Below are 23,316 nucleotides of genomic sequence, written 5' to 3' on the forward strand. Positions count from 1 at the left end.
TCAGGCGCAGGTCAGCCCCCGGGGCGCCAGGCGGCCAGCAGCACCTCCAGGGGGTCCGGCCGGGTCTCCTCCTCGGCGAACGGGGCCTGGTACCGGGCCCCGGCCCCCTGGGGCGGACGGCGCGGCCGGGGCCCGGGTCCCGCCGCCGGGACCCGGGCGGCCCGTTCACCCGGGTCCTCCTCCCGGGCCAGCGGCGCCTGGTAGCGGGCGCCCTGGGAGGCGGGCCTGCGCTTCTTGCGGATCCACCTGCGCACGGGCGTCTCCGGCTCCTCCTCGGCGGGCTCGGCCCGTTCGCCGGTGGCCGCGAACCACACCGGGAGCTCCACCAGGCCGTGGACGGACGGCCCGCCGCGGCGGCGCAGCTCGTGCGGCTCGACCGCCAGGACCATGCCGCGCATCCGGTCCACGGCCATGTCGATGGCGGTGCGCACCAGCTCGCGCGTGAACCCGGTGGCGGGGCAGCGGTGCGCCCCCGCTCCCCACAGCAGGTGGGAGCGGTTGCCCGCCATCGCCATCGCGTCGTCCCCGCCGTGGAACACGGACGGGTCGGTGTGGGCGGAGGCGAACCCGAACAGCATCGGCTCGCCCCGCCGGAGGCGGGCGCCCGCGAAGCCCGCGTCCGCCGTGGCGTAGCGCCCGGCGAGCATCCGGATCGGCGGGTCGGTCCACATGACGTAGTCGACGAAGTCCTCGGGGGTGAGGGTGCCGCCCAGGTAGGCGGTCCACATCCTCGGGTCCTCCAGCAGACTGAGCAGGGCGTTGCCGATGAGGTGGGTGGTCGGCTCGTGCCCGGTCTCCCACAGCAGGGACAGGGACGCGACCGCCTCCTCGTCGGTGAGCCCGTGGGGGTGGGCCAGCAGCCGACTGGCGAGGTCCTCGCCGGGGTCGGCGCGCTTGCGGGCGACCAGGCCCGCGAAGTAGGCGCGGACGGCCCGGGCCGCGGGTTCGGCGCGGTCCGGCTCGCCGCTCCACAGTCGCGCCGTGAGGTCGGCCAGCAGGCGTCCGTAGGCGTCCGGCAGTCCGAAGAGCTCGTTGAGGACGAGCGCCGGGAGCGGGGCCGCGTACTGGCCGATGAGGTCGGCGCTCCCCTCGGCGGCGACCCGGCCGAGCAGGTGCACGGCCGCGCGCTCGACCACCGGCACCAGCTGGGGCGTGCCCACCTGTGCCAGGGCCTCCACGAGGGGCACCCTCAGCCGCTGGTGCTCCTCTCCGTCGCGGGCCAGGGCCCCGCTGCGCGCCGGGGCCGTGCCTGCGGGGCTCCACGGGCGCGGGTCCGCGGAGAAGAGGTCGCGGTCGCGCAGGACCTGGAGGTTCTCCTTGTACCCGAGCAGGAGCCAGCCGCGCTCCCCGGGTCCGACCTCGACGGGGACCAGCCCTCCGTGACGGGCGCGCAGCAGGTCCCAGGGCACCTCGTCCCCGGGGCCCCCGTGGAGCCGCAGGGCCCGGTCCGCGCCGCGGGGGCAGCCGGCGGCGTCCGCCCCGCCCGGCGGCAGGCCGTCCCGGTCGTCGGCCCCGGTTCCCTGGCGCATGGCGGCTCCTCGGTGGGTGCGGATGGGAGCCGACGGTATTCCCCCCGTGTTTCCGGTGTGCTTCGGGGAGGAAAGCACTGCCTTTCCTTCCGGGGCACCGGGCTCCACGGCGGGGCAAGGCGGGATTTCACGACACCGCGCCCAACGGCGGCGTTGTCGTCGCACAGGCGCCGAATCCCCCTTCGGCCGCCCGGATCCGGCAGGGGGCCGCCGAACTGCCCCTTCGCCGGCGGAGGGCGCCCGAGGGCGCCGCCCGGTCCGCCTCCGCGGGGGAATACGGGCGGCGGGACGCGCAGGGGGCGAAAAGCGCTCCCCGGGCGCGCGACCGGCCCTTTTCCCGGAGGTTTCGGCTCTCTCACCGCGAATCCGGCCGACGGGGATCGGTAGGATTGTCCGTCGGCTCCACCGCCGAACGACGACACGACCGGGGAGAAGCACCGTGGGCAAGAAGGGTCGTGGCCGGCAGCGTCGCGCCGCCGGGGCGCCGACCGCCGCCTGGGCCGGGCCGGAGGCCGGGGCCTCCCCCGCGGAGGCGGTGTCCGGGGCGGTGGACGCGCTCGTGTCCGGCGGGGAGGGCGAGGGCGTCGACCTCGCCGCGGCCCGGCTCGCCGACACCGAGGACCGGGAGTGGGCGGACGCGGCGGGGCGCGCCCTCCTGGCGGCCCTCCTGGACGCCGCGGCCTCCGCGTGGACCCGCGGCTGGCAGCCCGCCGAGACGGTCCGCCAGGTCGAACGCGTGCTCGGACCCGTGGCCGCGGCGGTGTGCGCCGACGCCGTGACGGCCGACCTGGAGCGCCACTCCCCGGCGACGGTGGACCCGCGCTGGGCCGAGCAGGTGCGCGGGTTCGGCGTGAAGGCGTCGTGGGGCCGCGGCGAGGGGTACCCGGCCCACGTCGGCGCGGAGCACGGGCTGCTGAGGTTCGAGGCCGTGGACGCCGTGCTGCGGGTGCTGGCGGCCCTGCGGGTGCTCCCGCCCCTGCGGCGGCTGTGCCCGCCGCCGGGTGCGTACCGGCCGGGCCGTCCGGGCGCGGCGCGACGGCCCGAGCAGGTGGACGCGGGCAAGCTCGCCCGGGTGCGAGCGCTGCTGGCCAAGGCCGAGTCGACGGAGTTCCCGCAGGAGGCGGAGGCGCTGAGCGCCCGTGCCCAGGAGATGATGGCGCGGCACAGCATCGACCGGGCCCTGCTGGCCGAGGGCCCCGGGGAGTCGGAGGCCGCCTCCGGGCGCCGCCTGCCGGTGGACGCCCCCTACGACGAGCACAAGGCGGTGCTGCTGCACGAGGTGGCCGAGGCCAACCACTGCCGCGCCGTGTGGCACCAGGAGCTGGGGCTGTGCACCGTCATGGGGTTCCCGGGGGACGTGGAGGCCGTGGACCTGATGTTCACCTCGCTGCTGGTCCAGGCCGAGACGGCGATGCGGGCCAGCGGCTCGGTGCGGGACCGCTCGGGGCGCGCGGCGGGCAAGGCGTTCCGCGCCTCGTTCATGTCGGCGTTCTCGGTGCGGGTGGGAGAGCGGCTGGTCGAGACGGCGCGCGCCGCCGAGAGGGCGGCCCAGGCCGAGACCGGCACGGACCTCGTACCGGTCTTCGCGGCGCGCGAGCGCGAGGTGGAGGCGGCCGTCGCGGAGGCGTTCGGCGAGCTGACCTACTCGCGTGTGCGGGGCCCCTACAGCGAGGACGGCTGGGTCGAGGGGCGCGCCGCGGCGGACGCCGCCTCCCTGGGCTCGCGCCGCCACCTGCCCTGAGCCCCGGCCCCGGGGTGCCAACGCGGGCCGCCGCCGGGGGAAAACGGGTGGCGGCGCGGCGGCGCCGGCGTGTAGAACCGCACCCATGCGCAAGTACCCCCGGACCCGGCACATCCGCGGCTCCCGCCTCCAGGCGGGCGACCACGACCTGGCCGCCGTGCCCTTCGGGGAGCTGGCGGGCCGGCACCTGGTCGTGGAGGAGAAGCTCGACGGCGCCAACGCCGGCATCAGCTTCGGCCCCGGGGGCGCGCTCCTGCTGCAGAGCCGCGGCCACTACCTGGCGGGCGGGCCCCGCGAGCGGCAGTTCGCCCCGTTCAAGGCGTGGGCCGCCGCCGTCGCCCACCTGCTGTGGCCGCGGCTCGGTGAGCGGTACGTGCTCTACGGCGAGTGGATGTACGCCAGGCACACGGTCTTCTACGACGCGCTTCCCCATTACTTCTGCGAGTTCGACGTGCTGGACACCCGGGAGGACGCGTTCCTGTCCACCCCGCGCCGCAGGGAGCTCCTGGAGGGGACCCCCGTGGTTTCGGTGCCCGTGCTGCGCTCCGGCCCCCTGGACCGCCTGGAGGACCTGGTCTCCCTGGTGGGGGCCTCCACCTGCCGGACGGCCGGCTGGCGCGAGGCCCTGGCCCGGGCGGCGGTGGCGGGCGGCGCCGACCCGGAGCGGGCGCTGGCGGAGGGGGACGGCTCCGACCTGATGGAGGGCCTGTACGTCAAGGTCGAGGAGGACGGCCGCACGGTCGACCGGTACAAGTGGGTGCGCCCCGGGTTCACGGCCGCCGTCCTGGACTCGGGCTCGCACTGGCTGGACCGGCCGGTGATCGCGAACGGCCTCGCCGACCCGGAGGTGCTCCATGCGGGTCTTCGCTGAGCTGTGCCCCGCTCCCCCGTACTGGGAGCTGGACTGGGACCGGGTCAGGGAGGCGTTCCCGTGGGTGCGCGACCTGGCGGGGGTGGAACAGGACCCGGTGCACCACGCCGAGGGCGACGTGGAGGTGCACACCCGGATGGCCTGCGAGGCCCTGTCCGGGCTGCCCGGCTGGCGGGCCAGGCCCGCGCCGGAGAGGGTGCGGCTGTTCGCCGCGGTCCTGCTCCACGACGTCGCCAAGCCCTACTGCACGCGCCGGGACGCGGACGGCCGGGTGACGGCGCACGGGCACTCGCGGCGCGGCGACCTGATGGTGCGCCGCCTGCTGTGGGAGGCGGGGCCGGACGGTACGGCCCGGGCGGGCCGGGCCACGGAGGCCGACAGCCTCGCTGCGGCCCGGTGGCGCGAGCACGTGGCGGCGCTGGTCCGCCACCACCAGGTGCCGTTCTGGGCGCTCGAACGCCCCGACCTGCGCCACATCGCCTTCCGGGTGAGCCTGCTCGCACGCAACGACGACCTGGTGCTGCTGGCCACGGCGGACATCCTCGGCCGGCACTGCGGCGACACCGCCGAGGTCCTGGACAGCATCGGCCTGTACGGCGAGTACTGCGCCGAGCAGCGCTGCCTGGACCGGCCGCGCGAGTTCCCCTCCGACCACGCGCGGTTCTGGTTCTTCCGCAAGCCCGACCGCGATCCGGACTACGCGGCCCACGACGACACCCGGTCGTCGGTGACCGTCATGTCGGGGCTGCCCGGGGCGGGCAAGGACACCTGGATCGCGCGCCACCTCCCGGACACACCGGTCGTGAGCCTGGACGCGCTGCGCACCGAACTGGGCGTGCGCCCGACCGCCGACCAGCGGCCGGTGGCCGCCGCCGCCCACGAGCGGGCCCGCGAGCACCTGCGCGCGGGGCGCCCGTTCGTGTGGAACGCCACCAACGTCTCCCGCCAGCTGCGCGACCAGTGCGTCGGCCTGGCCGCCGACTACCGGGCCCGGGTGGAGATCGTGTCCGTGGAGGCCCCGCCGGGGGTGCTGCGGGCGCGCCTGGACCGCAGGGAGTCCCCCGTCCCGGCCGCCGCGGTCGAACGGCTGGTCCGCCGCTGGGAGTGCCCCGACCCCACCGAGGCGCACCGCCTCACCCTCGTCGCCTCCGGCGGGTAGCCGGGGCGCCGCGCACGCAGTGGCCGGGGCGCCGGCGATCGCGCGGGGCGCCTCCGCCCCGGCCCGGCAGCGGGCCGGGAGGGGCCGGCCCGCAGAGGCGTGGGGGCCGGTCGGGGCCGCCTCCCCGCGGTCAGGGGACGGTCCGGCGTCCGTTCGCGGGAAGGTCGGGGCGCAATGCCCCCGGACGGCGTGCGGCAGGTCCGGTGAAGAGGGAGCGCGGCTTCCCCGGGTCCTCCAGGAGCCCGATGCGCTGGCCCTGGAGCATCTGGAGCGCGGGGAAGCAGCCCTTCTCGAACAGGAGGATGTTCAGCGAACCGCCGTACTTGAAGCATCCGACCTCCTCCCCCTTGGCGATCGCGACCGGGTTCTCCGGCCTGACGCGGGAGAGTTCGGGACGGAACTCGACGGAGGCGATCGAGTTGAGGCCGACGGGCACCATCCCGACGTGTCCGCGCGCCGCGTTCCCCGTGTCGATGACGAGGTAGCCCCGCCGGAACCTCTCGAACATGCTGTAGTCGTGGCCGTAGCCCACGTTCCCGTCGTTGAGCAGTCCGGGGAGGTCGCGCATGCCGTAGTAGACGCCGCCGATCCCGGAGTTGGACTCCACGACCTGTCCCGCGACCGGGGAGTGGTACCGGTGGTAGCCGTCGGGCATCAGGATGCAGGACACCGCGGTGCCCCCGACGAATCTGCCCGCGTACGCGGAGCCGTCGAGCAGTTCCCTGACGTTCATGGTGACCGTCTTGACCGGGATGCGCGTCTCCTCGGTCAGCTCGTTCACGATCATGTTGATGACGCAGTCGGCGGGGGCGACCACGACGGTTTCGTCCGCGGGTGCGTCGATCGGGCGCTTTCCGTCCTTCACCTTCCGGACGAAGAAGTCGTTGAAGTTCCTGAACCCGCCCGGCGGCACGACATAGTCGTCCATCCTCGGCCCGAGCTGCCTCTTCCACTTCTCCACGAGCCCGAGCGATTTCTCGGAGTCCATGTAACGCCCTTGGAACTCGGTGAACAGGGCGGTCATCTCACATCCGGGACCGGAGGTGACGAAGACCATCCCGTAGTCGTTCTCGTAGTTGAGCCAGCTGAACTTCTCGATGAAGACGAGCCCGCTGTCGACCCCCGGCTCCCATTTGTCCCAGGCGCGAAAGAAGTCGCACAGGTCGTCGATCGTACTATTTCGCCAGTCGTGCCGGACCTCGGGCCCGATCCCCTCCGGGATCGGCTTCACGTTCTTGACCGCCGCGTCGAACATGGTGGCGAAACCCTCGTGGTCCGCCGCATACCAGCGCTGGAGCAGGTCGGTGAAGTCGTCGATGGTCTCGATGCGGTATTCTTTCATTTTTCCTCCCATGCAGCCAATTGTCTGATTCGCGCATTTCGCACGACCGGAGGTCGGATGGGACGGCTGCGCGAATTACACCTCCCGACCGGGGAAACAACCCGAACACACGGAGAGGTGTTCGATTCTTCCGCCAATCGCCCCGGGAGAGTCCGCGGCACTCGGAATCGAGATATCCCCGCACTCCGGGACGCCCAACCGCCTCTTACCCAGCCCCTTTGCGCGCAATAAACACACCGCTCCCGCAGGGGTCCTAATGGGGAAAAAGCGACTCTCTCCCGACAGAACGACACCCGTACTTCCGGAGGAGCCCGCCTTGCGGCCGCATCAGGACCTTGTGCACAAAACGCCCCCGAAACAGAACTCCGCGTGAATTGCCGACAAAGAAAACAGGGCGGCTGCGCCGGTCGACGCGCCCCGGAGCCGGCCCCTGCCGGGAGGGGCCGCGCAGCGCACCGCTCGGGCGCACACGCACCCGCCCGGCCCCGGGACGGGCCCGACCGCGTCCCGCGCGCCGTTCCGCCGCATCCGCCCCGGCCCGTGGGCGATTTCGGCGTTCTCCCGCGCCACGACGCGCGGCACGGTTAGCCTGAGGCCCTTTCGGCGACTCACACCACTCCGGGTGATAGGGCAATGACTGATCGCATCTACTCCGCCGTGCGCGCGTGTCTGGAGTGGGCCGGGGGCGTCGACCCCCGCCCCGTCCTGGACCCCGACACCCTTCTCTTCCTCCTGACCGCGCACCTGGAGGCCGGTGCGCCCGACCCCGGCGACTGGTCCACCGCCGACGTGCACGACATCGCCCGCACCGTCCGGCACTGGGACCGGACGCCCGTCGGTCTCAGGGACACCTGGCTGACGTGGTGCGACTTCCTGGTGGAGAAGGGGGATCTGCTGTCCGCGGAGAGCCCCCGCAGGCTCCGCCGGGCCATCGCCTCGGTCGACCTCTCCCCGGGCGGGTCCTCCGGCGCCCGCGACCCGGCGGACGGGGCGGAGGCGGACCAGGACGTGCTGCCGCTCCTGGACCGGTTCGGCGTGGGGGAGGGCGGGAGTTCCGGACCGCCGCGCCCGGTCGTGCCCGGGCGCCCGGAGGAGCTGGACGCGGCCGCGCGCCTGTGCCGCCCGCTGTCCGACGCCGTCCGCCTCGCCGCCTGGGTGGGCGGCGGCAGGGACCTCCGTTCGGACGGGGACGACGATCTCACCCGGTCCGACACCGCCGGGGCCGCCGCCGCGCTGGGCCGGACGCCCGTCGAGGTGCGGTCGCTGTTCGCCGTCGCCCGCCACTGCGGCCTGCTGCGCACGACGTACACGCGCGTCCTGCCCGGACGGGCCGCCCGGGCGGTCGCGGAGGAGGTCCCGGGCGCCCTCGCCGACGCCTGGTCGGACGCCCTGCTCACCATGGTCGGCGGGCCCGGGATGACGGCGTTCCTGCTGCTCGCGGACCTGTTCTCGCACGGTGAGCCCCGCACGCCCGCCCAGCTGGCCGGGGTCCTCGTCCCCGGGGCCGCGCCCGGGGGCGAGGACCCCGGGCGCCGTGCCGCCCGGGTGCTCGACACCCTGGCAGCCCTGGGGGCCGTGGCCCCCGCCGCCGGAGGACGGTTCCGCGTGACCCGGCTCGGCGACCACTTCACGGTGCGCCAGCTGCGGCAGTCGGGGGCCGACGTCGCGGTCGCCCCGCCCCTCGACGGGATGGGCGCCGAGGACGTGCTCGCGCTCGCGGACGGGGGGCGCCCCGTGGACGCCGAGGGGCTGGTGGAGGGGTGGCTGGCCGCCCGCGACACCGAGAGCGCCGTGTGCGACCTGCTCGAGGCCTGCGACGCGCCCGGCGACTGGCACCGCAGGCAGCGGGTGGCCGACGTCCTGTCGGCCCTGGACGAGGACCTCTCCCCCGTCCTCCGGCTGTACGTGCACCACCCCGTGCTGGGCGGGTGGGCGCGGGGGCTGCGCGGAGGTACGGACACCGACCCCCTGTCGCACCAGGCGGTGTGGGCCGTGCTCGACCGCTACGCGATCCGGCTCGACGCGGGCCGGCCGCTGCCGGAGTCGGACCGGGAGCGGTACGCGCGGTGCCCGGAGGAGTTCGCCCGGGCCGTGTGGCTGACCGGGCACCCGGTCTCCGACACGGTGCTGGACCGGATCTGCGGAGGGGCGCTGGGCGCGTCCCTGGCCGATGCGGCGCGCCGGGTCCGTCCCGCCCCGGCCGTCCCCTGAGGTGCCCGCCCCGCGCCTCCCCCGACGGCGGGGTCCGGGCGTCCGGTCCCCCGGCGGGACCGGACGCCCGGACAGGCGGTCAGTCCTTGACCACGAGCTCGTAGGTCAGGAGCTCCACGTCCGGCAGCGGGGACAGGTCGCGGTCGGGCGCCCGCCGGAAGCCGCGCGCCCGGTAGACGTACTGCGCGGCGACCATCTCGGGCAGCGCCGACACCAGCAGCCGGGAGACCCCCTCCTCGCGCGCCCTGTCGACGAGGGCGTTCACCAGCGCCCGGCCGACCCCGAGCCCCCGGGCCCCGGGCGACACCGCGAACGCGCGCATCTCCGCCTCGTCCGCGTTGCGGGCGATCTCGCTCTCCGGTGACCACGGCTCGAACATGACCGTCCCCAGGAGCCGTTCGTCGTCCGCCGCCACCAGGACCTCGCCGCGGCCGTCCGCCCCCAGGAGCCGCAGCGCCTCGACGTGGGCCGGGTTCACGTTCACAAGGCCGTCGGCCGTGTAGGCCATCACGCGCAGTTCGCTGACGGCGTTCATCTCATCGGGAAGTACTCGACGCACGATCATGCACGTCATTCAACATGATGAGGGGGTGCCGGACGGGTCTTCGCCGCACCGCCCGGGGAGGGGAAAACGTCACCGTGAGTGACTTTTTACGGAGGTTTATCCCCAGCTTCCCCGGACGTGGAGCGGTGTTCCCCGTCCGGGGCGCCCGTCGCGCTCAGGTACCGCGGATGGCGGCGCACCCGTCGTCGCCGTCGCGGTGGGCCTCCAGGTCGTAGGCGTCCTCGACCGGACCCCGGGGTTGCTCCCCCTCGGCGAGCTCGTCCGGATAGGCGGGGACGACGTTGTACCCGTCCACGCAGTGCGCCGGTCCGGTCCCGCGCCACCAGTTCGGCCACGCCTCCAGGGCCCCGTCCCCGGTGTCGAAGAAGGACACCTCGCCGTAGTGCGTGGTGACCAGCCGCACCGACACGGGATCGCCCGGGCGCGCGACGGGGTGGACGATCGTGTACTCGGTGTTGACCGCCAGGTGGTCGGGGCCGCCTTCGGAGGACTCCTCCGCCCACATACGGCCGTCCACCTTGACCACGTCGCCGATGGGCTCGGCGGTCCCGGGGGCGAGGTTGAAGACCACGTGCCGGCTGTCCAGGTCGCCGTTCTCGTGGCCGAGGTGGTTCATGTACCACTTCAGCGCCTGTTCGCCCAGCAGCCCGGTGAACTCGCTGTTGTCCTCGTCGAAGACCGCGTCGGGGTTCAGGTACACGGCGTCCAGGAGGTCCTGGGTGAGGCCGTAGGCCTCCTCCACCTGGGCGGCGGAGAAGGAGCCGACGGGCTCGGCCGGGGGCGGTTCGAATCCCTCGGCGTAGTCCTCGGCGGGGGTTCCCCCGAAGGGGTCGTCGCGGTCGACCTCGTCGTAGGAGCCCAGTCCGGAGACCGTCGGCGCGGGGGAGACGAACCACTCCAGGGCGTCCTGGACCTGGGCGCAGCCGGTGGCGGTGAGCAGGGCGAGCAGCGCGACCCAGCGGGTGGCGGCGGCGCGTCGTGACATGGGGGATGCCTGCGTTCTCTCTGGGTTCTGTGCGAACGATGTCCGCTTCGAGTGTTCTATACCACCGCGCCCGGACAGTTCGTCCACAGGCCGTTCGGCCCTGCGCCGACAGCCGGGAGCACGGCGCCTCCGAGGGCCCGGAGCGTTTGTCCACAGGCCTCCGGCGGGACGGTCCAGATCGTGCCACCCTTCTCCCAGGGAGGACACCGTGACCGACCGGACCCGTGGCAGCGACGGCCAGGCAGCCGTCATCCGACTCTTCAGCAGTTCCGCGACCCTCGCCGCGGGCGGCTGCCCCACCTTCCGCCGCACGGAGGCCGACCACGCCGCGCGGCGGGACCCCGCCCCCCGCCCGCCACCCCTCGCCGACTCCGCGCCCGCCGTCCTCGGCGCCGTCCTGGACCTGGTCGAACACCGGGGGCTGTCGCTCGGGGACGCGTGCTCGATGCTGCCCGCCCCCGGCGGGCGGTGCGCCGACGTGCTGGGCGAACGGGTGGCGCCGCCGCACCCGGGCCTGCTGGCCTGGGCGCGCCACGCCGCGCGGTCCTACCTCGACGGCCTGGCCGGGGACCGCGCGAGGGACGGCCTCGACCGCACTCCTGTGGCCGACTTCTGGGTGCGGCAGTACATGCCCGACCGGGGTGCCTCCCACGCCAGGCCCTACGAGGTGTGCGCGCAGGGGCGCGGGTACGCGTACCTGGACGGCGGGCAGCGGGTGCGGGAGCTGCGCGTCCCGGTCACGGGCCCGGCGGACGGCGGGAGCCTCCCCGACGCGGAGGTGGCCGTGGCCGCGTTCGTGCTGGCCACCGGCTCCGGGGTGGACCGCGACGCCTACGCGGGCCGCCCCGGACGCTACCGGGGCGGGGTCCCCTACCCCATGCGGGGGCGCCACGGCGGCCCGGCCGGTCCCCCCGACCGGGTGCGGGTGGTCCGGGCGTCGTGCCTGGACTCCTCCACCGCCGTGCTCTACGACGCCCCGGCCCGCGAGGCCGAGGGGTTCTTCTCCTCCTCCGGCAGGGAGCCCCTGCGCTCGGCCCTGGTCGGCGGGGCCCGGTCCCCGGGGGCCGACTGCCTGTCGTGCGGGGTGCGGACCGGCTGCGGACGCCTGCCCTCCGCCCCCGGGATCCTCGGCGTCCACGACCGCTCACGCCCCCGCAGGTCCTGGAGCGCAGCCGGGGGCCTGCGCTTCCGGGGCTGCCCGGCACGCGAACACTTCCACTCCCTCGGCCTCCCGGGGGACCCGCCGGAGGGCGCGCCGCCCGGGGCGGCCGGCGCCTCGGCCCGGGACCGCGCCGTCCGCGCCCGGCTGGAGCGGCTGCACGGGCGCCGACCGCGGAGGGCGTGCGGACCCGGCGACATCCCCGACGGTCCCGGGGACTGGGGCGCGGAGGGGTGGGTTCCCAGCGGCGGGGAGGCCCGCGCGGGCGCCGCCATGATCGCCGCCCACGTCGAGGTCTGCCCGCTGGACGGGCTCCGGTCCGGGAGCCATGTCCGGGTCGGGCGCACCGTGGCCGCCGACGACCCCCGGGCCGACGTCCTCGTCCTGGCCAGGCCCGACCTGCTGCTCCACCGGGACGGCGCCTGGAGCTGGCGGGACGTCGCGCCGACGACCGCGGGCCCGCCCCCGGACGAGCGCGGGCTCATGGCACGCGAGCCCGCGCTGGCCCTGGCCGTCCTGCTCTTCGCGTCCGGGGTGCTCCCCCTGGAGCCGGGGTCCGCGGTCGAACTGGAGGTCCTCACCCCCGACGGCGCCGACCTGCGCACCGTCGATCCCGGCGCCGCCCGGGTGAGGACCGAGGCGCGGGAGGTGGTCCACGGGCTCGCCGGTCCCTGGCACCGCGACCTGGAGCACGCCCCGACCCCGGGCAGGGTGTGCCGGGACTGCCCCTACCTCCGCTGGTGTCCGGCCTGGTCGGGGCGCCGGCCTCCCGAACGGGTCCCGGGGGCGCGCCCCGGGGACCGCGGGCGGGAGGGGCGGTGACGGGCACGGCGCCACCGCCCCCGGGGTCAGGCGCTGTGGCGGCTCTCCGGAACGGACCACCGGTAGGCGGCGGCCTGGAGGTCCCACAGTTCCCGGTAGAGCCCGTCGGCCTCCACCAGGTCGGCGTGGGCGCCCTCCTCCACCACGCGGCCCTTGCTGAGGACGACGATGTGGTCGGCCATCCGCACGGACGCGAGGCGGTGCGTGATCAGGACGACGGCCGCCCCGGTGCGTCCGGCGTGGGCGTGCAGGGAGGCGAAGAAGGCGTGCTCGGCCCGGGCGTCGAGCGCCGCCGTGGGCTCGTCGGCGATGAGCAGGGGCGTGGCGTCGCCGTCGTCGCCCCGGTAGAAGCCCCTGGCCGCCGCCAGTCGCTGCCACTGGCCCCCGGACGGTTCGGCGCCGTCCACGAAGCGCTTGTCCAGCAGGGTGTCCCACCCGTGGGCGAGCTCCGCAACGACCGTGTCGGCGCGCGCGGCGCGGGCCGCGCGCTCCAGGCGCCCGGGGTCGTCGCCGGGGCTGCTCATCACGACGTTGCGCCGGGCCGTCAGCGGCCAGTGGGTGTGGTCCTGGGCGATGACGGAGATGCGCCGCCGCAGACCGGTCCCGTCCACCCCGGCCAGGTCGGTGTCGTCCCAGCGGATCCTTCCGCTCTCCGGTGCGTACAGGCCGGACAGGAGCTTGGCCAGGGTGGTCTTGCCCGAGCCGTTCTCCCCCACGAGCGCCACGGTCCGGCCGCGCCGGAGGGTGAGGCTGACGTCGTCCAGGGCCGGCGCGTCCCCCTTGCCCCCGCTCGGGTAGGTGAAGGTGACGTTCTCGACCCGGATCTCCTCGAACCCCTCGGGGGCCGGTTCCGGTTCGGCCGGGGGCAGCCGCAGCGCGGCCTCCTCCTCGAAGGCGACGAAGTCGGAGAAGTACAGTCCGGACTCGTACACGTGCGTGAGGGAGGACAGGGCGTTGCCCAGCGCCCCCTGCGCGACCCGGATGGCGACCACGGCCGCGCCCGCGACGGCGATCTCCACGGTCCCGCCGACCAGCATCAGCCCCAGCACCGCGAACACGGCTCCGGAGGCGAGCCCGCCGGCGGCGCTGCCCGCCAGCCGGATCAGGGCCTGGCGGGTGGCCAGGCCGAGCTGGATGTCCAGCTCCCTGTCGGCGACCCTGTCGAACTCGGCGAGCAGGCGCCCCTCCATGGTGAACGAGCGGATCTCGGCCGCGTTGTCCCGGTTCACCATGATCTGTTCGAGCAGGAATTTGCGGCGGTGCCCGTCGGTGAAGGCCACGATCATCCGGTAGCGCATGCGCGCCGCCGCCGAGGAGCCCCACCACTGGGGCGCCATGGCCAGGAGCAGCAGCGGGAGGAGTGCGGGGTGCAGCACGCCCAGGACTCCGACGGCGGCGGCGACCCCCACGGTCCCGGTGAGCACGTCGGCGGTGTGGCGGACCAGCGCGCCCGCCTCGTCGCTGCCGCGCGCGTAGCACCGGTAGAGGTGGTCGTGGAAGCCGCTGTCGTCGAAGGCCCGCAGCTCGACGGCGGTGCACCGGCTCAGCAGCCGCCTCTCCGCGGTGAGCACGACCTTGGGCTCCAGGCGGGCCTGGGCGCGCCCGGCGGCGGCCGAGCAGATCCCGCGCAGGGCCAGGGCCGCGGCGAGCACCAGCAGGGAGGGCAGCGCGGCCGCGAGCCGGTCGGGGGTGGGCGCCGCCGCGAACAGCTCGCCGAGCACGCCGGTGGTGGCGACGAGCGCCCACGCGGTGGCCGCTCCCATGCCGATGTTGAGCGCGGTCGTCGCGAGGAGGTCCCGCGGGCTGCTCTGCCAGGCCAGCGCGGCGGCCTGGGCGGCCAGGGCCGGCATGCGGCGGGCGATCCGGGCCCAGGTGGCCTCGGCCGCCTGGGAGCCGAAGTGGCGCCAGACCGGGGTGGCCAGTTCGGGCAGGGACAGTCCCCCGCCGGTCTCGTCGTCGGTGACGGGTGGTTCCGTGGTTCGTGTCATGGAGTCCTCTGGTGGTCGGGAGCCGGTGCGCGCCCGTGTCCGGGCGCGCGGGAACGGCGGTCGCGCCGGGTGTGCGTCGCGACCTCCTCGGTGACCGGCGTCGAAGTGCTGCCGATCATGGACCCGCCGTGGGACGGTCGGAAGGGGATTTCGCGGTTGCGGTCGGACCGGATCCGGGCCCCCGCGAAGGCCCGGCGCGCACTCGCCCCGGGGGGTGGGAGACCCGGCCCGGGCACGCGAATCGAAAACCTGTCGGAGGGTGCGGCCCGGATCGGCACCGGATACGGACCGCCCCGAAGCGGGCCGGTCCGTCACCGATCCAAGGCCCGCCGGTGCCCGGAACCCCGGGGGGCTCGCCGTCGGGGGCCGGCCCGCGCCCGGAACCAGGGGTCCCGGGCGTCCGGGCGGTCGCCCGGCCGGGGCGCACGGTTCCGCCGGGACCCGGCCACGGGACGCGGCGCACGCGGGAGAGCCGTCACGGTGCCGCCGGGACCGGCGTGGGTTCCGCGCAGAAGGCCGGGGCAGCCCGCCGGGGGCGCGCGCCGAACGGCCGCACCCGCGCCCGGAGGGCGCTCGGTACGGCCGTTCGCATGGCTGTCGCGGTGCTCGTGGGGCCCGGGGGCAGGCCGGGGCCGGTGGGGTGGCGCTCGGCGCCCGTTCGCCGGGCGGGGGCCGTGCGCGGCGCCCGCTCCCCGGCGAGCCGGCCCGGTCGGAGGACCCGCGCCCCGTCTCCGGGGCAGTTCCGGGACCCCTCCGGGTCAGCCCACCGGCTCCGCCGCGGGCTCCCGCTCCCGCTCGACCTCGTCGAGCCAGGCCCGCACCGCGTCGTTGTGCTCGCCCAGGGCGGGGGGCGGCAGGTAGCCGCGTCCGAACTCCTCCGACTCACCGGGGTCGCGGGGGTCGAAGCGCAGGGCCGACCCGGGCAGCTCGACCTCGCCCAGCACCGGGTGCTCGACCGACACCACCAGCCCCTGGGACCGCGTCTGGTCCCACTCGTAGACCTGGTCGACGGTGCGCACCGCGCCGCAGGGCACCCCGGCCCCGCCGATCCGGCTCAGCCACTCGTCGCGGGTCCCCTGGCCGAGGACCGCCTCGATCTCCGCGATCAGGGCCTCGCGGTGGGCGACGCGGGAGGCGTTGTCCCGGAACCTGGGGTCCTCGGCGTCCAGCCCGAGCAGCCCCGCGAACCGGGTCCACTGCGCCTCGCCGCCCACCGCCACCTGGAGCATCCCGTCCATGCAGGCGAAGGCGCCGTAGGGGGCGATGGAGGGGTGCTGGTTCCCCAGCGCCGAGGGCACCTCGCGCGCGACGGTCCAGCGCGTCCCCTGGAAGGCGTGCACGCCCACGATGGAGGAGAGCAGGGAGGTGCGCACCACCCGTCCGCGCCCGGTGCGGCCCCGCTCCACCAGGGCCGCGAGCACGCCCTGCGCCCCGTTCATCCCGGCCAGCACGTCGCCGATGGCCACGCCCGTCTTGGTCGGCTCCTTGGAGGAGGGGCCGGTCAGGCTCATCAGGCCGGCCTCCCCCTGGGCGATCTGGTCGTAGCCCGCCCGGCCGCCCTCGGGCCCGTCGTGCCCGAACCCGCTGATGGAGCAGACCACCAGGCGGGGGTTGAGCTCCTCCAGGCGGCCGACGGAGAAGCCGAGCCGGTCCAGGACGCCCGGCCGGAAGTTCTCCACCAGGACGTCGGCGGCGCGCACGAGCCGGGTGAGCTGCTCGACGCCGTCGTCGGACTTCAGGTCGAGTTCGATGGACTCCTTGTTGCGGTTGCAGGAGAGGAAGTAGGTGCTGATCCGCTCCTCCTCCGGTCCGACGAACGGCGGACCCCAGCCGCGGGTCTCGTCGCCCGTGCCCGGCTGCTCGACCTTGATCACCCTGGCCCCGAGGTCGCCGAGCAGCATCGCGGTGTGCGGCCCCGCGAGGGCCCGCGACAGATCCACGACCACGGTTCCCTTGAGCGGGCCTTCCGAGCGGTCCATGTTCCACCTCCGGTGTCGTTCTTCCTGTCCTGTGTCCGGCCGGTCCCGGCGGAGGGCGGGCCTGCCCGCCGGCGCCGGCCGGACACGCGTGTCGTGGGGGACGCCCCCGCGGGAGGGCGTCCCCGGCGGCCGGTCCACGCGGTCCGGCCGTCCGGTCCCGGGTCAGACACCCGCGCCGAGCAGCCGGTAGCGCCCGGTGCGCCCGGTGCGTCCGGTGCCCGGGCCCTCCCCGGCGCGCGACCGCAGGGTCGAGAGTTCGTGGGCGACCGCGGCGCCGACCCGGACGCAGAGGGCCTCGCCGTCCTGGGCGGCGTCTCCCGCCTCGGCGATCACCCGGTCCACCACCCCCGTCGCCAGCAGGTCCGCGGAGCCGATGCCCTGGCTCTCGGCCAGCTCCTCAGCGCGGTCGACGGTGCGGTGCACGATCGCGCTCGCGCCCTCGGGCGGGAGGGGCGAGAGCCAGGCGTGCTGGGCGCACAGGACGCGGTCGGCGGGGAGCAGCGCGATCGCGCCCCCGCCGGTCCCCTCCCCCAGCAGCACCGACACGGTGGGGGTGGCGAGGGTGGCCATGTCCGCGAGGCAGTGGGCGATCTGGGCCGCCATGCCCCGTTCCTCGGCCGCGGCGGACAGCTCGGCGCCGGCGGTGTCGATGACGGTGACGAGCGGGAGCCGGAGCCCGGCCGCGAGGCGCATGCCCCTGCGTGCCTGGAGGAGGGCGGCCGGCCCCATCGGGGTCCGGGGGCCCTGCCTGCTGCGGTCCTGGCCGACCAGGACGCAGGGGCGTCCGCCGAACCGGGCCAGGGCCACCAGGAGGGTGGGGTCCTCGTCCCCCTCCCCGGTGCCGCGCAGGCGCACGACGTCGGTGGCGGCGTGGCGCAGCAGGTCGCGCACCCCCGGGCGCTCCTCGCGCCGGGACCGCAGGACGGAGTCCCAGGCGGGGACGCGGGAGGCGGGCGCGGCGGGCGGCGCGGCGGGGGGCCGCGCCTCGTCGGCGGTCCGGTCGAGCAGGACGTCGAGGGCCAGGACGGCGGCCCCGCGCAGCTCCTCCGGGGCCAGGACGGCGTCGACGAGGCCGTGTCGGCGGAGGTTCTCCGCGCGCTGGACCCCCTCGGGGAAGGCCTCGCCGTGGAGGGCCTCGTAGACGCGGGGGCCGAGGAAGCCGATGAGGGCGCCGGGCTCGGCCGCGGTCAGGTGCCCCAGGGAGCCCCAGGAGGCGAGTGCGCCGCCCGTGGTCGGATGGCGCAGGTAGACGAGGTAGGGGAGCCCGGCGGCCTTGTGCGCGGTGATGGCGGCGGCGATCGGCGCCATGGACACGAAGGCGCGGGCCCCCTCCTGCATGCGGGTGCCGCCCGAGGCGGGTGCGGCCAGCAGGGGGATCCCCTCGGCGGTGGCGCGTTCGACGGCGTCCAGGAGCCGTTCGGCCGCGGCGAGCCCGACGGAGCCGGCGAGGAATCCGAACTCGCTGGCCACGACGGCGACGCGGTGCCCGCCCAGGCGCCCCTCCCCGGTGAGGACGGCCTCGTCGCACCCGCTCGCGGTGTGCGCGTCGACCAGTGCTGCGGCGTAGGCCGGGTCGGGGCGCACGTCGGCGGGCACGGTGTCCCAGGAGGCGAACGAGCCCGTGTCGAGGACGAGGTCGAGGAGTTCGTGAGCGGTGCGTCGGGTCCCCACAGCAACCTCCAAATGGTTCAGTGGCTAGGCCACTAGGCCTTAAAGCCAGGGTGGCACGCCCACCCCCCGTTTGTGAAGCCCTCCGCGCCCCCGATCGCCCTCCCGCGCGTCCGCCGCCACAGGCTGGTTCCCGGGGGCGCGGGGGCGGGATGCTCTAGCCTGGAAGGCCTCTGACACAGCCGGATGCGAAGACAGGAGCCACCGAGCGTGCCTGCCAAATCCCGACCCCGACCGCCGGCCCGACCCCGTCTGTACGAGCAGCTCGTGGAGCGGCTCGTCGAACACATGCGGGAGGCCGGACTGGGCGTCGGCGACCGGCTGCCGCCCGAGCGCGAGCTGGCCTCCGCACTGGAGGTCAGCCGGGCCTCGGTGAGCCAGGCCCTGGTGGCCCTGGAGGTCCAGGGGGTCATCGAGGTCCGCCACGGCGACGGGGCGATCATCCGTCAGACCGTCTCCGAGCAGGGGGTTCTCGCCCTGCTGCGCGACCGGGCCAACCGGCGCGCGGAGATCATCGAGGCCCGCCAGGCGCTGGAGGTCAAGCTGGCCGAGCTGGCCGCCGAGCGCCGCACCCCCGAGGACCTGGCCTCCATCGACGCGGCCCTGGAGCTCATGCGCCAGGAGGTCGAGAACGGGGACCGGGGCGTCACCGGCGACGAGCGGTTCCACGCCGCGATCACCGCGGCGGCGCGTTCGCGCCTCCTGGCGCGGATGATGAACGAGCTGGCGCCGATGATCAGGGAGACCCGCCTGGAGTCCCTGTCCCAGCCCGACCGCCCCCAGGCCTCGCTCGACGGCCACGAGCGGATCGGCGCCGCCATCCACGCGGGGGACCCCAAGGCCGCCGCGGACGCGATGCGCGACCACCTCGTGCTGGTCTCCCGGGTGGTCGCACCGGTCACCCCGTGAGACTTCACCGGACCACAGGCCGAGCCTGTGGTCCGGTGGTCGGCCGCGGTGCGGCCCCGCACCGCGCCTCCGCCGGCGCGGGCCCGGTCACAGCAGGCCGGGCACGACCAGCACTCCCCAGGCGATCATCGGTCCCACCAGCACCACGATGGCGCTGTAGACGAGGATCTGCCGGTAGAACTTGTCCGGGTCCACCCCGGAGGCGTTGGCCAGCACCAGGGCGCCGTTGGTCGAGAAGGGGCTGACGTCGACGATGGTGGAGGAGACCGCCAGCGCCACGATCACGCCGGTCGCGCTGATCTCGCCCATCATGAGGAACGGGATCGCCAGCGGGATGGTCGCCCCCAGGATCGCGGTCGAGGACGCGAACGCCGACACGACGGCGCCGATGTAGCAGAGCACGAGCGCGACCAGGAGCGGCGCTCCCAGACTCGCCGCGGCGTCGCCGACGTAGTCGATGGTCCCGGCGCTCTCCATGACGCCGACGAACGTGAGCATGCCGGTGATCAGCAGCACCGTGGGCCAGCTGATCTGGGACAGCGCGTTCTTCTGGGCCTTGGGCGAGATCAGCGCCAGCACGACCGTCACGGACAGCGCGACGAAACCGACGTCGAGGCCGAAGCCCAGGGCGAGCACGCCGAGGACGACGATGCCGGCGATGGTGGCGAGCTGGTCGAACCGCACGGGCCCGCCCGCCGGACCGTCCGCGGACGCTTCGGCGGGGCCGTCCGCAGGCGGGTCCGCGGGTGCGCCGGCGGCAGAGGTCCCGGAGGGGCCGCCGGTGGCCACGGCGACGGAGCCGCCGACCGCGTCCGCGCCGGAGGCGGGGACCGCGGCGGCGCCCGTGCGCGCCGCGGCGTGCCCGGCGGCCTCGAACTCCTGCGCCCGCGCGCCGACCAGGCGGTTGCCGCCCAGGGAGACGAAGAGGACCAGCGCGATGCACAGGTTGAAGACGAGGTTGCCGAGGAAGAGGGTGAGCGGCGAGACCGCGAGCCCGCTGTCGGCGACGATGCCGTTGACCGTCGCGCCGTAGACGCTGACCGGGGAGAACCCGCCCCCCTGCGCGCCGTGGATCACCATCATGCCCATGAGCAGGGGGTTGATCCGGTACTTGACGGCGAAGCCCAGGGCGATGGGTGCGACGATGGCCACCGCCGCGGGGCTGAGGGCGCCCACGCCGGTCAGCAGGGCGCTGATGCCGAACATGATCCACGGGATGGCGACGACCCTGCCGCCGACCAGCCGCGTGGCGGCGCGTACGAGGAGGTCGATCGTCCCGTTGTTCTTGGCGATGGCGAAGAGGTAGGTGACGCCGACCAGTGTGAGGAAGAGGTCGGCGGGGAAACCGCCCAGGATGGCGTCGGTGTCCATGCCCAGGGCGAGGACGCCGACGAGGAAGGCCCCGACGAAGGCGAGGGCGCCGATGTTGATCGGCAGGACCGTGGCGATGACGAACATCGCCAGGAGGGCGAGGATGGTGAGGAGTTGCGGGGTCATGTCGTGTACCGATCAGACGAAAAGCAGGGCTGTGATCTGGCTCATACGGCTCAGTGGCCTAGCCAATATGCCTTTTGCCGACATGTCAACCCCCCGGTGGGACACTCCCGGGCCCGGGCGCCCCGTCCTCCCCGCGCGCGAAAGGTACGGTTGTTCCCCAGGTGGCGGCGGAACGTCCCCGGTGTCCACGCCATCGGACCCGCCGAATGTGGAACCGGTGACCCCAGGGACACGTCGTAACCCATGCCTGGTTCCCGCGACATGAGCGGGGCCAGATCCGGTCCGTCGAGCCCCGAGTTTCCCCTGCTCAACCCTCAATGACGGGACCGTCCCCCTCGCGGGGGAACAGCGTCGGCGCTGGTCGGCCACGCGCCGCACCGACCCGGTCCTGCCGCCGGTGGGAGAACCGTCCCTCCCCCCGTCCCGGCCGGACCCGTGCCACGGGCCGCGGGTCCGGCGACCGCCCCGGTCCGCTCACGAGGGCCGCGGCGTCCCGGCTCCGACCGGTGCCCCGCGCCTGGCGTTCCCGCCGCCGTTGTTCCCCGAAACGCCCCACGGGGCGACCGCGGAACGGTAGAAGGGGAAGGTCGGACAGCACGAGAGAGAACCGGGAGCGGACATGGCGTCGAACGAGACCTCGCACCTGGACCGCCGCGGCCCCGCCCGGGCCGCGGTCCGGCCGGTGTCACTGCTGCGACCGCAGGTGCTCGCCCAGGTCGCCCTGGGCACACCCCTGCTGTGCGACGCCCTGCGCCTGGCCCGGTGGAGCGCCCCGGCCACCCCCGTCTCCGGGCCCGGGGTGCCGAGCCCGGAGAGCGCCCGCGCCGCGATCGAGCGGTTCGGCCTGTGGCCGTACGGGCTCGTGCGCGACCGCGGCGCACGCGTGGCCTGGCTGCGGGGACTGGGCTCGGCCTCGGAGGCCGCGGAGTTCATGGCCCCCTGGCAGGCGGCCGTGGTCCTGGGCATGATCGAGATCGACACCGCCCGGGCGCGCCCCGCTCCGGGGCTGGAGGACCGCGTCCACGACCCCGAGGAGGTCCTGGACTGGTGGATGCGGCTGTTCGAGGACGCCGTGCGGTACGCGCGCGCCGACCTCCTCGACCCGGATCCGCCCAGGGGGCACCGCCCGGAGCTGCTGCCCGCGGTCCTGCTCCGCCTCTACGAGGGGCAGGACGGGGCCCGTGTCCCGCTGGCCTCGCTCGCCACGAGCGCACCGCCCTTCCCGGGAGCGCCCCCGCTCCCCGCCGGCCCCGAACCGGACCCGGACCTGGTGCTCCACCTGCTGTGGCAGCTCTCCGACACCGGAGCGGTCATCCTCGGCACGGAGCAGGCGACCCCTCCCCCCGCGGAGCGCGCGGCGGGCGGGGAACCGGGCCGCGGGGAGTACGCGGACGGCCTTCCCGCCTCCCCCTCCGCGCAGGCGTCCGGCCCGCCGGCGCACCCCGACGTCGAACTGACCGACCTGGGCCGCTACGGCGTGCGCAGGCTGCTGCTCCGGCGCGGTGTCCGCGCCCCGCTGGCCGAGGACCTCGCCGTGACGGACGCCGCGGAGTTCCTGGACTCCCTGGCCCGCGTCTGCGCGGCCGACCAGGGCGCGCTGGTCGACCCCTGGCTGGCCCGGCGCTCCCCGGAGGAGGCGCTGGAGGAGATCGTCCGGGCGGTCGCCGATCCCCGCCTGACCCGGCGCAGGCGGACCGGGGCCTCGGTCCTGCACATGGTCAGCTCGCGCCTGGCGGGAAGGCTGCGGGCGATGCTGCGCGCCCCCGACCGGGTCGCGGCGGGCCTGGCCGCCCTCGTGCTCCTGTCCTCCCGGATGCTCCCCCAGGAGGAGATCGACGCGGTCCTGGACCGGTTCGGCCCGTGGCTCGTGCTGGACCTGGCCTCCGCGGCCGGGACCGGGGCGGACGACCTCGCCGCCGCGCTCGACTTCGCCTTCCCCTCCGGCCTCGACGCCTCCCTCCTGGAGAGCGCCGACCGCCTGTGGCTGTGCGGGCACCCGGACACCGTCCCCGCGCTGGAGGCGATCGGCCGCCTGCACCGGGACCCGCGGGTGGCCCGCGCCGCGCGCGGGGCCGCGGGCCGGACCCGGCTCCGGGGCCTGTGACGGACCGGGCCCGCCGCCGGGCGGCGCCCGGCGGGGCCGGGTCAGGCGCGGACCGCGGGGCCGGGTCAGTCGGACGGCGCCAGGTTCCAGGAGGTGACCACCGGTCGGCCGTGCTCACGGCCGAGCGTGCTCACCGAGCCCGTGCCCAGGGCGAACAGCGCCCCCGCACCCGGTTCCAGCCCCAGCCAGCGGGCGGTGAGCACGCGCAGGACGTGCCCGTGCGCCACCAGGGCCACGTCCGGGGCGCCCTCCTCCCCCACCGACCGCGCGACCCCCTCCAGGACGCGGTCCACGCGCGCGCCGACCGCTTCGACGGCCTCCCCCGGGTGGTCCGGCCCGCCGGGGACGACGCCGTCGCGCCACAGGTCCCACCCGGGGCGCCCGCGCCGGATCTCGGCGGTGGTGATCCCCTCGTAGCCCCCGTAGTCCCACTCCCTCAGGTCCGGGTCGGCCGCGCCGCCGCCCAGCCCCGCCAGCTCGGCGGTGCGGACGGCGCGCGCCAGCGGGCTGACCACCGCCCGCCCGATGTCGCGGGCCTCCAGCAGGGGCCGCAGCCCCTCCGCCTGCCGTACGCCCTCCTCCGTGAGGGGGACGTCGGTCCACCCGGTGTGCCGGCGGTCCCGGCTCCACTCGGTCTGCCCGTGCCTGATCAGCACCAGTTCACCCATGCCGGGTTCCTGCCCCGCCGGACCCCGTCGGACTCCCCCGGGCGGAACCGCTCCTGCGCACCGCCCGGGCAAATTCGTCAGATGCCGGACACCGGCGCAGATTCGTCGCTACCCTCCTG

Annotated in this window: 16 protein-coding genes; 7 read left to right on the top strand and 9 right to left on the bottom strand. The window is 75.6% G+C overall.

Going from position 1 to position 23,316, the window contains the following annotated elements; translation table 11 throughout:
* Positions 1-11 precede the first annotated feature (11 nt).
* The gene (locus ACFQBR_RS06970; protein ID WP_344183107.1) at positions 12-1,529 is read right to left on the bottom strand and encodes a cytochrome P450 family protein; all 1,518 of its coding nucleotides are present in this window, start codon (positions 1,527-1,529) and stop codon (positions 12-14) included.
* Between the two features lie 439 nt (positions 1,530-1,968).
* On the opposite strand from ACFQBR_RS06970, the gene ACFQBR_RS06975 reads away from it, so the two are divergent.
* The 3 genes from ACFQBR_RS06975 (at position 1,969) to ACFQBR_RS06985 (ending at position 5,300) form a co-directional block, all read left to right on the top strand.
* Positions 1,969-3,270, top strand: a complete 1,302-nt coding sequence (locus ACFQBR_RS06975; RefSeq protein WP_378552469.1) for a DUF2786 domain-containing protein — start codon at positions 1,969-1,971, stop codon at positions 3,268-3,270.
* A gap of 85 nt (positions 3,271-3,355) precedes the next feature.
* On the top strand, positions 3,356-4,141 hold the full coding sequence (locus ACFQBR_RS06980; protein ID WP_344183111.1) for an RNA ligase family protein: 786 nt from the start codon (positions 3,356-3,358) through the stop codon (positions 4,139-4,141).
* Positions 4,125-5,300, top strand: a complete 1,176-nt coding sequence (locus ACFQBR_RS06985) for an AAA family ATPase (RefSeq protein WP_378552471.1) — start codon at positions 4,125-4,127, stop codon at positions 5,298-5,300. The genes ACFQBR_RS06980 and ACFQBR_RS06985 overlap by 17 nt, the downstream gene beginning before the upstream one ends.
* Positions 5,301-5,430: 130 nt before the next feature.
* Here the strand turns inward: ACFQBR_RS06985 and ACFQBR_RS06990 are convergent, their stop codons facing one another.
* Positions 5,431-6,642 carry a phosphatidylserine decarboxylase gene (locus tag ACFQBR_RS06990; RefSeq protein WP_344183115.1) on the bottom strand — a complete coding sequence of 404 codons (1,212 nt, stop codon included), beginning with the start codon at positions 6,640-6,642 and terminating at the stop codon, positions 5,431-5,433.
* 633 nt (positions 6,643-7,275) lie between these two features.
* Between ACFQBR_RS06990 and ACFQBR_RS06995 the strand changes: the two genes are divergently transcribed.
* On the top strand, positions 7,276-8,853 hold the full coding sequence (locus ACFQBR_RS06995; protein ID WP_344183117.1) for a hypothetical protein: 1,578 nt from the start codon (positions 7,276-7,278) through the stop codon (positions 8,851-8,853).
* 79 nt (positions 8,854-8,932) lie between these two features.
* Here the strand turns inward: ACFQBR_RS06995 and ACFQBR_RS07000 are convergent, their stop codons facing one another.
* Together ACFQBR_RS07000 and ACFQBR_RS07005 are read right to left on the bottom strand one after the other, a co-directional pair.
* Complete coding sequence (locus tag ACFQBR_RS07000; protein ID WP_267950339.1) at positions 8,933-9,388, bottom strand: GNAT family N-acetyltransferase; 456 nt, start codon at positions 9,386-9,388, stop codon at positions 8,933-8,935.
* Positions 9,389-9,572: 184 nt separating this feature from the next.
* Complete coding sequence (locus ACFQBR_RS07005) at positions 9,573-10,403, bottom strand: hypothetical protein (RefSeq protein ID WP_344183119.1); 831 nt, start codon at positions 10,401-10,403, stop codon at positions 9,573-9,575.
* Between the two features lie 208 nt (positions 10,404-10,611).
* Here ACFQBR_RS07005 and ACFQBR_RS07010 point away from each other — a divergent pair, with 208 nt between their 5' ends.
* Positions 10,612-12,384 (top strand): PD-(D/E)XK nuclease family protein, encoded by a 1,773-nt coding sequence (locus tag ACFQBR_RS07010; RefSeq protein WP_344183121.1) that lies wholly within the window; start codon positions 10,612-10,614, stop codon positions 12,382-12,384.
* A 26-nt stretch (positions 12,385-12,410) separates the two neighbouring features.
* Here ACFQBR_RS07010 and ACFQBR_RS07015 read toward each other — a convergent pair whose 3' ends face one another.
* The 3 genes from ACFQBR_RS07015 to ACFQBR_RS07025 all read right to left on the bottom strand — a co-directional run bounded on the left by ACFQBR_RS07015 (position 12,411) and on the right by ACFQBR_RS07025 (position 18,022).
* Positions 12,411-14,372 carry an ABC transporter ATP-binding protein gene (locus ACFQBR_RS07015; RefSeq protein WP_344183123.1) on the bottom strand — a complete coding sequence of 654 codons (1,962 nt, stop codon included), beginning with the start codon at positions 14,370-14,372 and terminating at the stop codon, positions 12,411-12,413.
* A 758-nt stretch (positions 14,373-15,130) separates the two neighbouring features.
* A complete protein-coding gene (locus ACFQBR_RS07020) occupies positions 15,131-16,351 on the bottom strand; it encodes a CaiB/BaiF CoA transferase family protein (protein ID WP_344185003.1) in 1,221 nt (406 codons plus the stop codon).
* A gap of 162 nt (positions 16,352-16,513) precedes the next feature.
* Positions 16,514-18,022, bottom strand: a complete 1,509-nt coding sequence (locus tag ACFQBR_RS07025) for a carboxyl transferase domain-containing protein (protein ID WP_344185002.1) — start codon at positions 18,020-18,022, stop codon at positions 16,514-16,516.
* Positions 18,023-18,229: 207 nt separating this feature from the next.
* Between ACFQBR_RS07025 and ACFQBR_RS07030 the strand changes: the two genes are divergently transcribed.
* Entirely contained in the window at positions 18,230-18,928 is a 699-nt protein-coding gene (locus ACFQBR_RS07030; RefSeq protein WP_267949390.1) for a FadR/GntR family transcriptional regulator, read from the top strand.
* A gap of 87 nt (positions 18,929-19,015) precedes the next feature.
* On the opposite strand, the gene ACFQBR_RS07035 is transcribed toward ACFQBR_RS07030, so the two are convergent.
* Positions 19,016-20,425: an SLC13 family permease gene (locus ACFQBR_RS07035; protein ID WP_344185001.1), complete on the bottom strand. Its 1,410-nt coding sequence runs from the start codon at positions 20,423-20,425 to the stop codon at positions 19,016-19,018.
* Between the two features lie 619 nt (positions 20,426-21,044).
* Between ACFQBR_RS07035 and ACFQBR_RS07040 the strand changes: the two genes are divergently transcribed.
* The gene (locus tag ACFQBR_RS07040) at positions 21,045-22,529 is read left to right on the top strand and encodes a hypothetical protein (RefSeq protein WP_344185000.1); all 1,485 of its coding nucleotides are present in this window, start codon (positions 21,045-21,047) and stop codon (positions 22,527-22,529) included.
* Between the two features lie 65 nt (positions 22,530-22,594).
* Here ACFQBR_RS07040 and ACFQBR_RS07045 read toward each other — a convergent pair whose 3' ends face one another.
* Positions 22,595-23,197: a histidine phosphatase family protein gene (locus ACFQBR_RS07045; protein ID WP_330156994.1), complete on the bottom strand. Its 603-nt coding sequence runs from the start codon at positions 23,195-23,197 to the stop codon at positions 22,595-22,597.
* Positions 23,198-23,316: the final 119 nt, after the last annotated feature.

This window comes from Nocardiopsis tropica (genome assembly GCF_042660575.1).
In the GTDB taxonomy this organism is placed as follows: Bacteria; Actinomycetota; Actinomycetes; order Streptosporangiales; family Streptosporangiaceae; genus Nocardiopsis; species Nocardiopsis tropica.

Excerpts from the sequence above, each read along its gene's own strand:
- ACFQBR_RS06995 (WP_344183117.1), top strand. The coding sequence starts at position 7,276 with ATGACTGATCGCATCTACTCCGCCGTGCGCGCGTGTCTGGAGTGGGCC.
- ACFQBR_RS07020 (WP_344185003.1), bottom strand. The coding sequence starts at position 16,351 with ATGGACCGCTCGGAAGGCCCGCTCAAGGGAACCGTGGTCGTGGATCTG.
- ACFQBR_RS07045 (WP_330156994.1), bottom strand. The coding sequence starts at position 23,197 with ATGGGTGAACTGGTGCTGATCAGGCACGGGCAGACCGAGTGGAGCCGG.
- ACFQBR_RS06990 (WP_344183115.1), bottom strand. The coding sequence starts at position 6,642 with ATGAAAGAATACCGCATCGAGACCATCGACGACTTCACCGACCTGCTC.
- ACFQBR_RS07040 (WP_344185000.1), top strand. The coding sequence starts at position 21,045 with ATGGCGTCGAACGAGACCTCGCACCTGGACCGCCGCGGCCCCGCCCGG.
- ACFQBR_RS06980 (WP_344183111.1), top strand. The coding sequence starts at position 3,356 with ATGCGCAAGTACCCCCGGACCCGGCACATCCGCGGCTCCCGCCTCCAG.
- ACFQBR_RS06970 (WP_344183107.1), bottom strand. The coding sequence starts at position 1,529 with ATGCGCCAGGGAACCGGGGCCGACGACCGGGACGGCCTGCCGCCGGGC.
- ACFQBR_RS07015 (WP_344183123.1), bottom strand. The coding sequence starts at position 14,372 with ATGACACGAACCACGGAACCACCCGTCACCGACGACGAGACCGGCGGG.
- ACFQBR_RS07035 (WP_344185001.1), bottom strand. The coding sequence starts at position 20,425 with ATGACCCCGCAACTCCTCACCATCCTCGCCCTCCTGGCGATGTTCGTC.
- ACFQBR_RS06985 (WP_378552471.1), top strand. The coding sequence starts at position 4,125 with ATGCGGGTCTTCGCTGAGCTGTGCCCCGCTCCCCCGTACTGGGAGCTG.
- ACFQBR_RS07000 (WP_267950339.1), bottom strand. The coding sequence starts at position 9,388 with ATGAACGCCGTCAGCGAACTGCGCGTGATGGCCTACACGGCCGACGGC.
- ACFQBR_RS07005 (WP_344183119.1), bottom strand. The coding sequence starts at position 10,403 with ATGTCACGACGCGCCGCCGCCACCCGCTGGGTCGCGCTGCTCGCCCTG.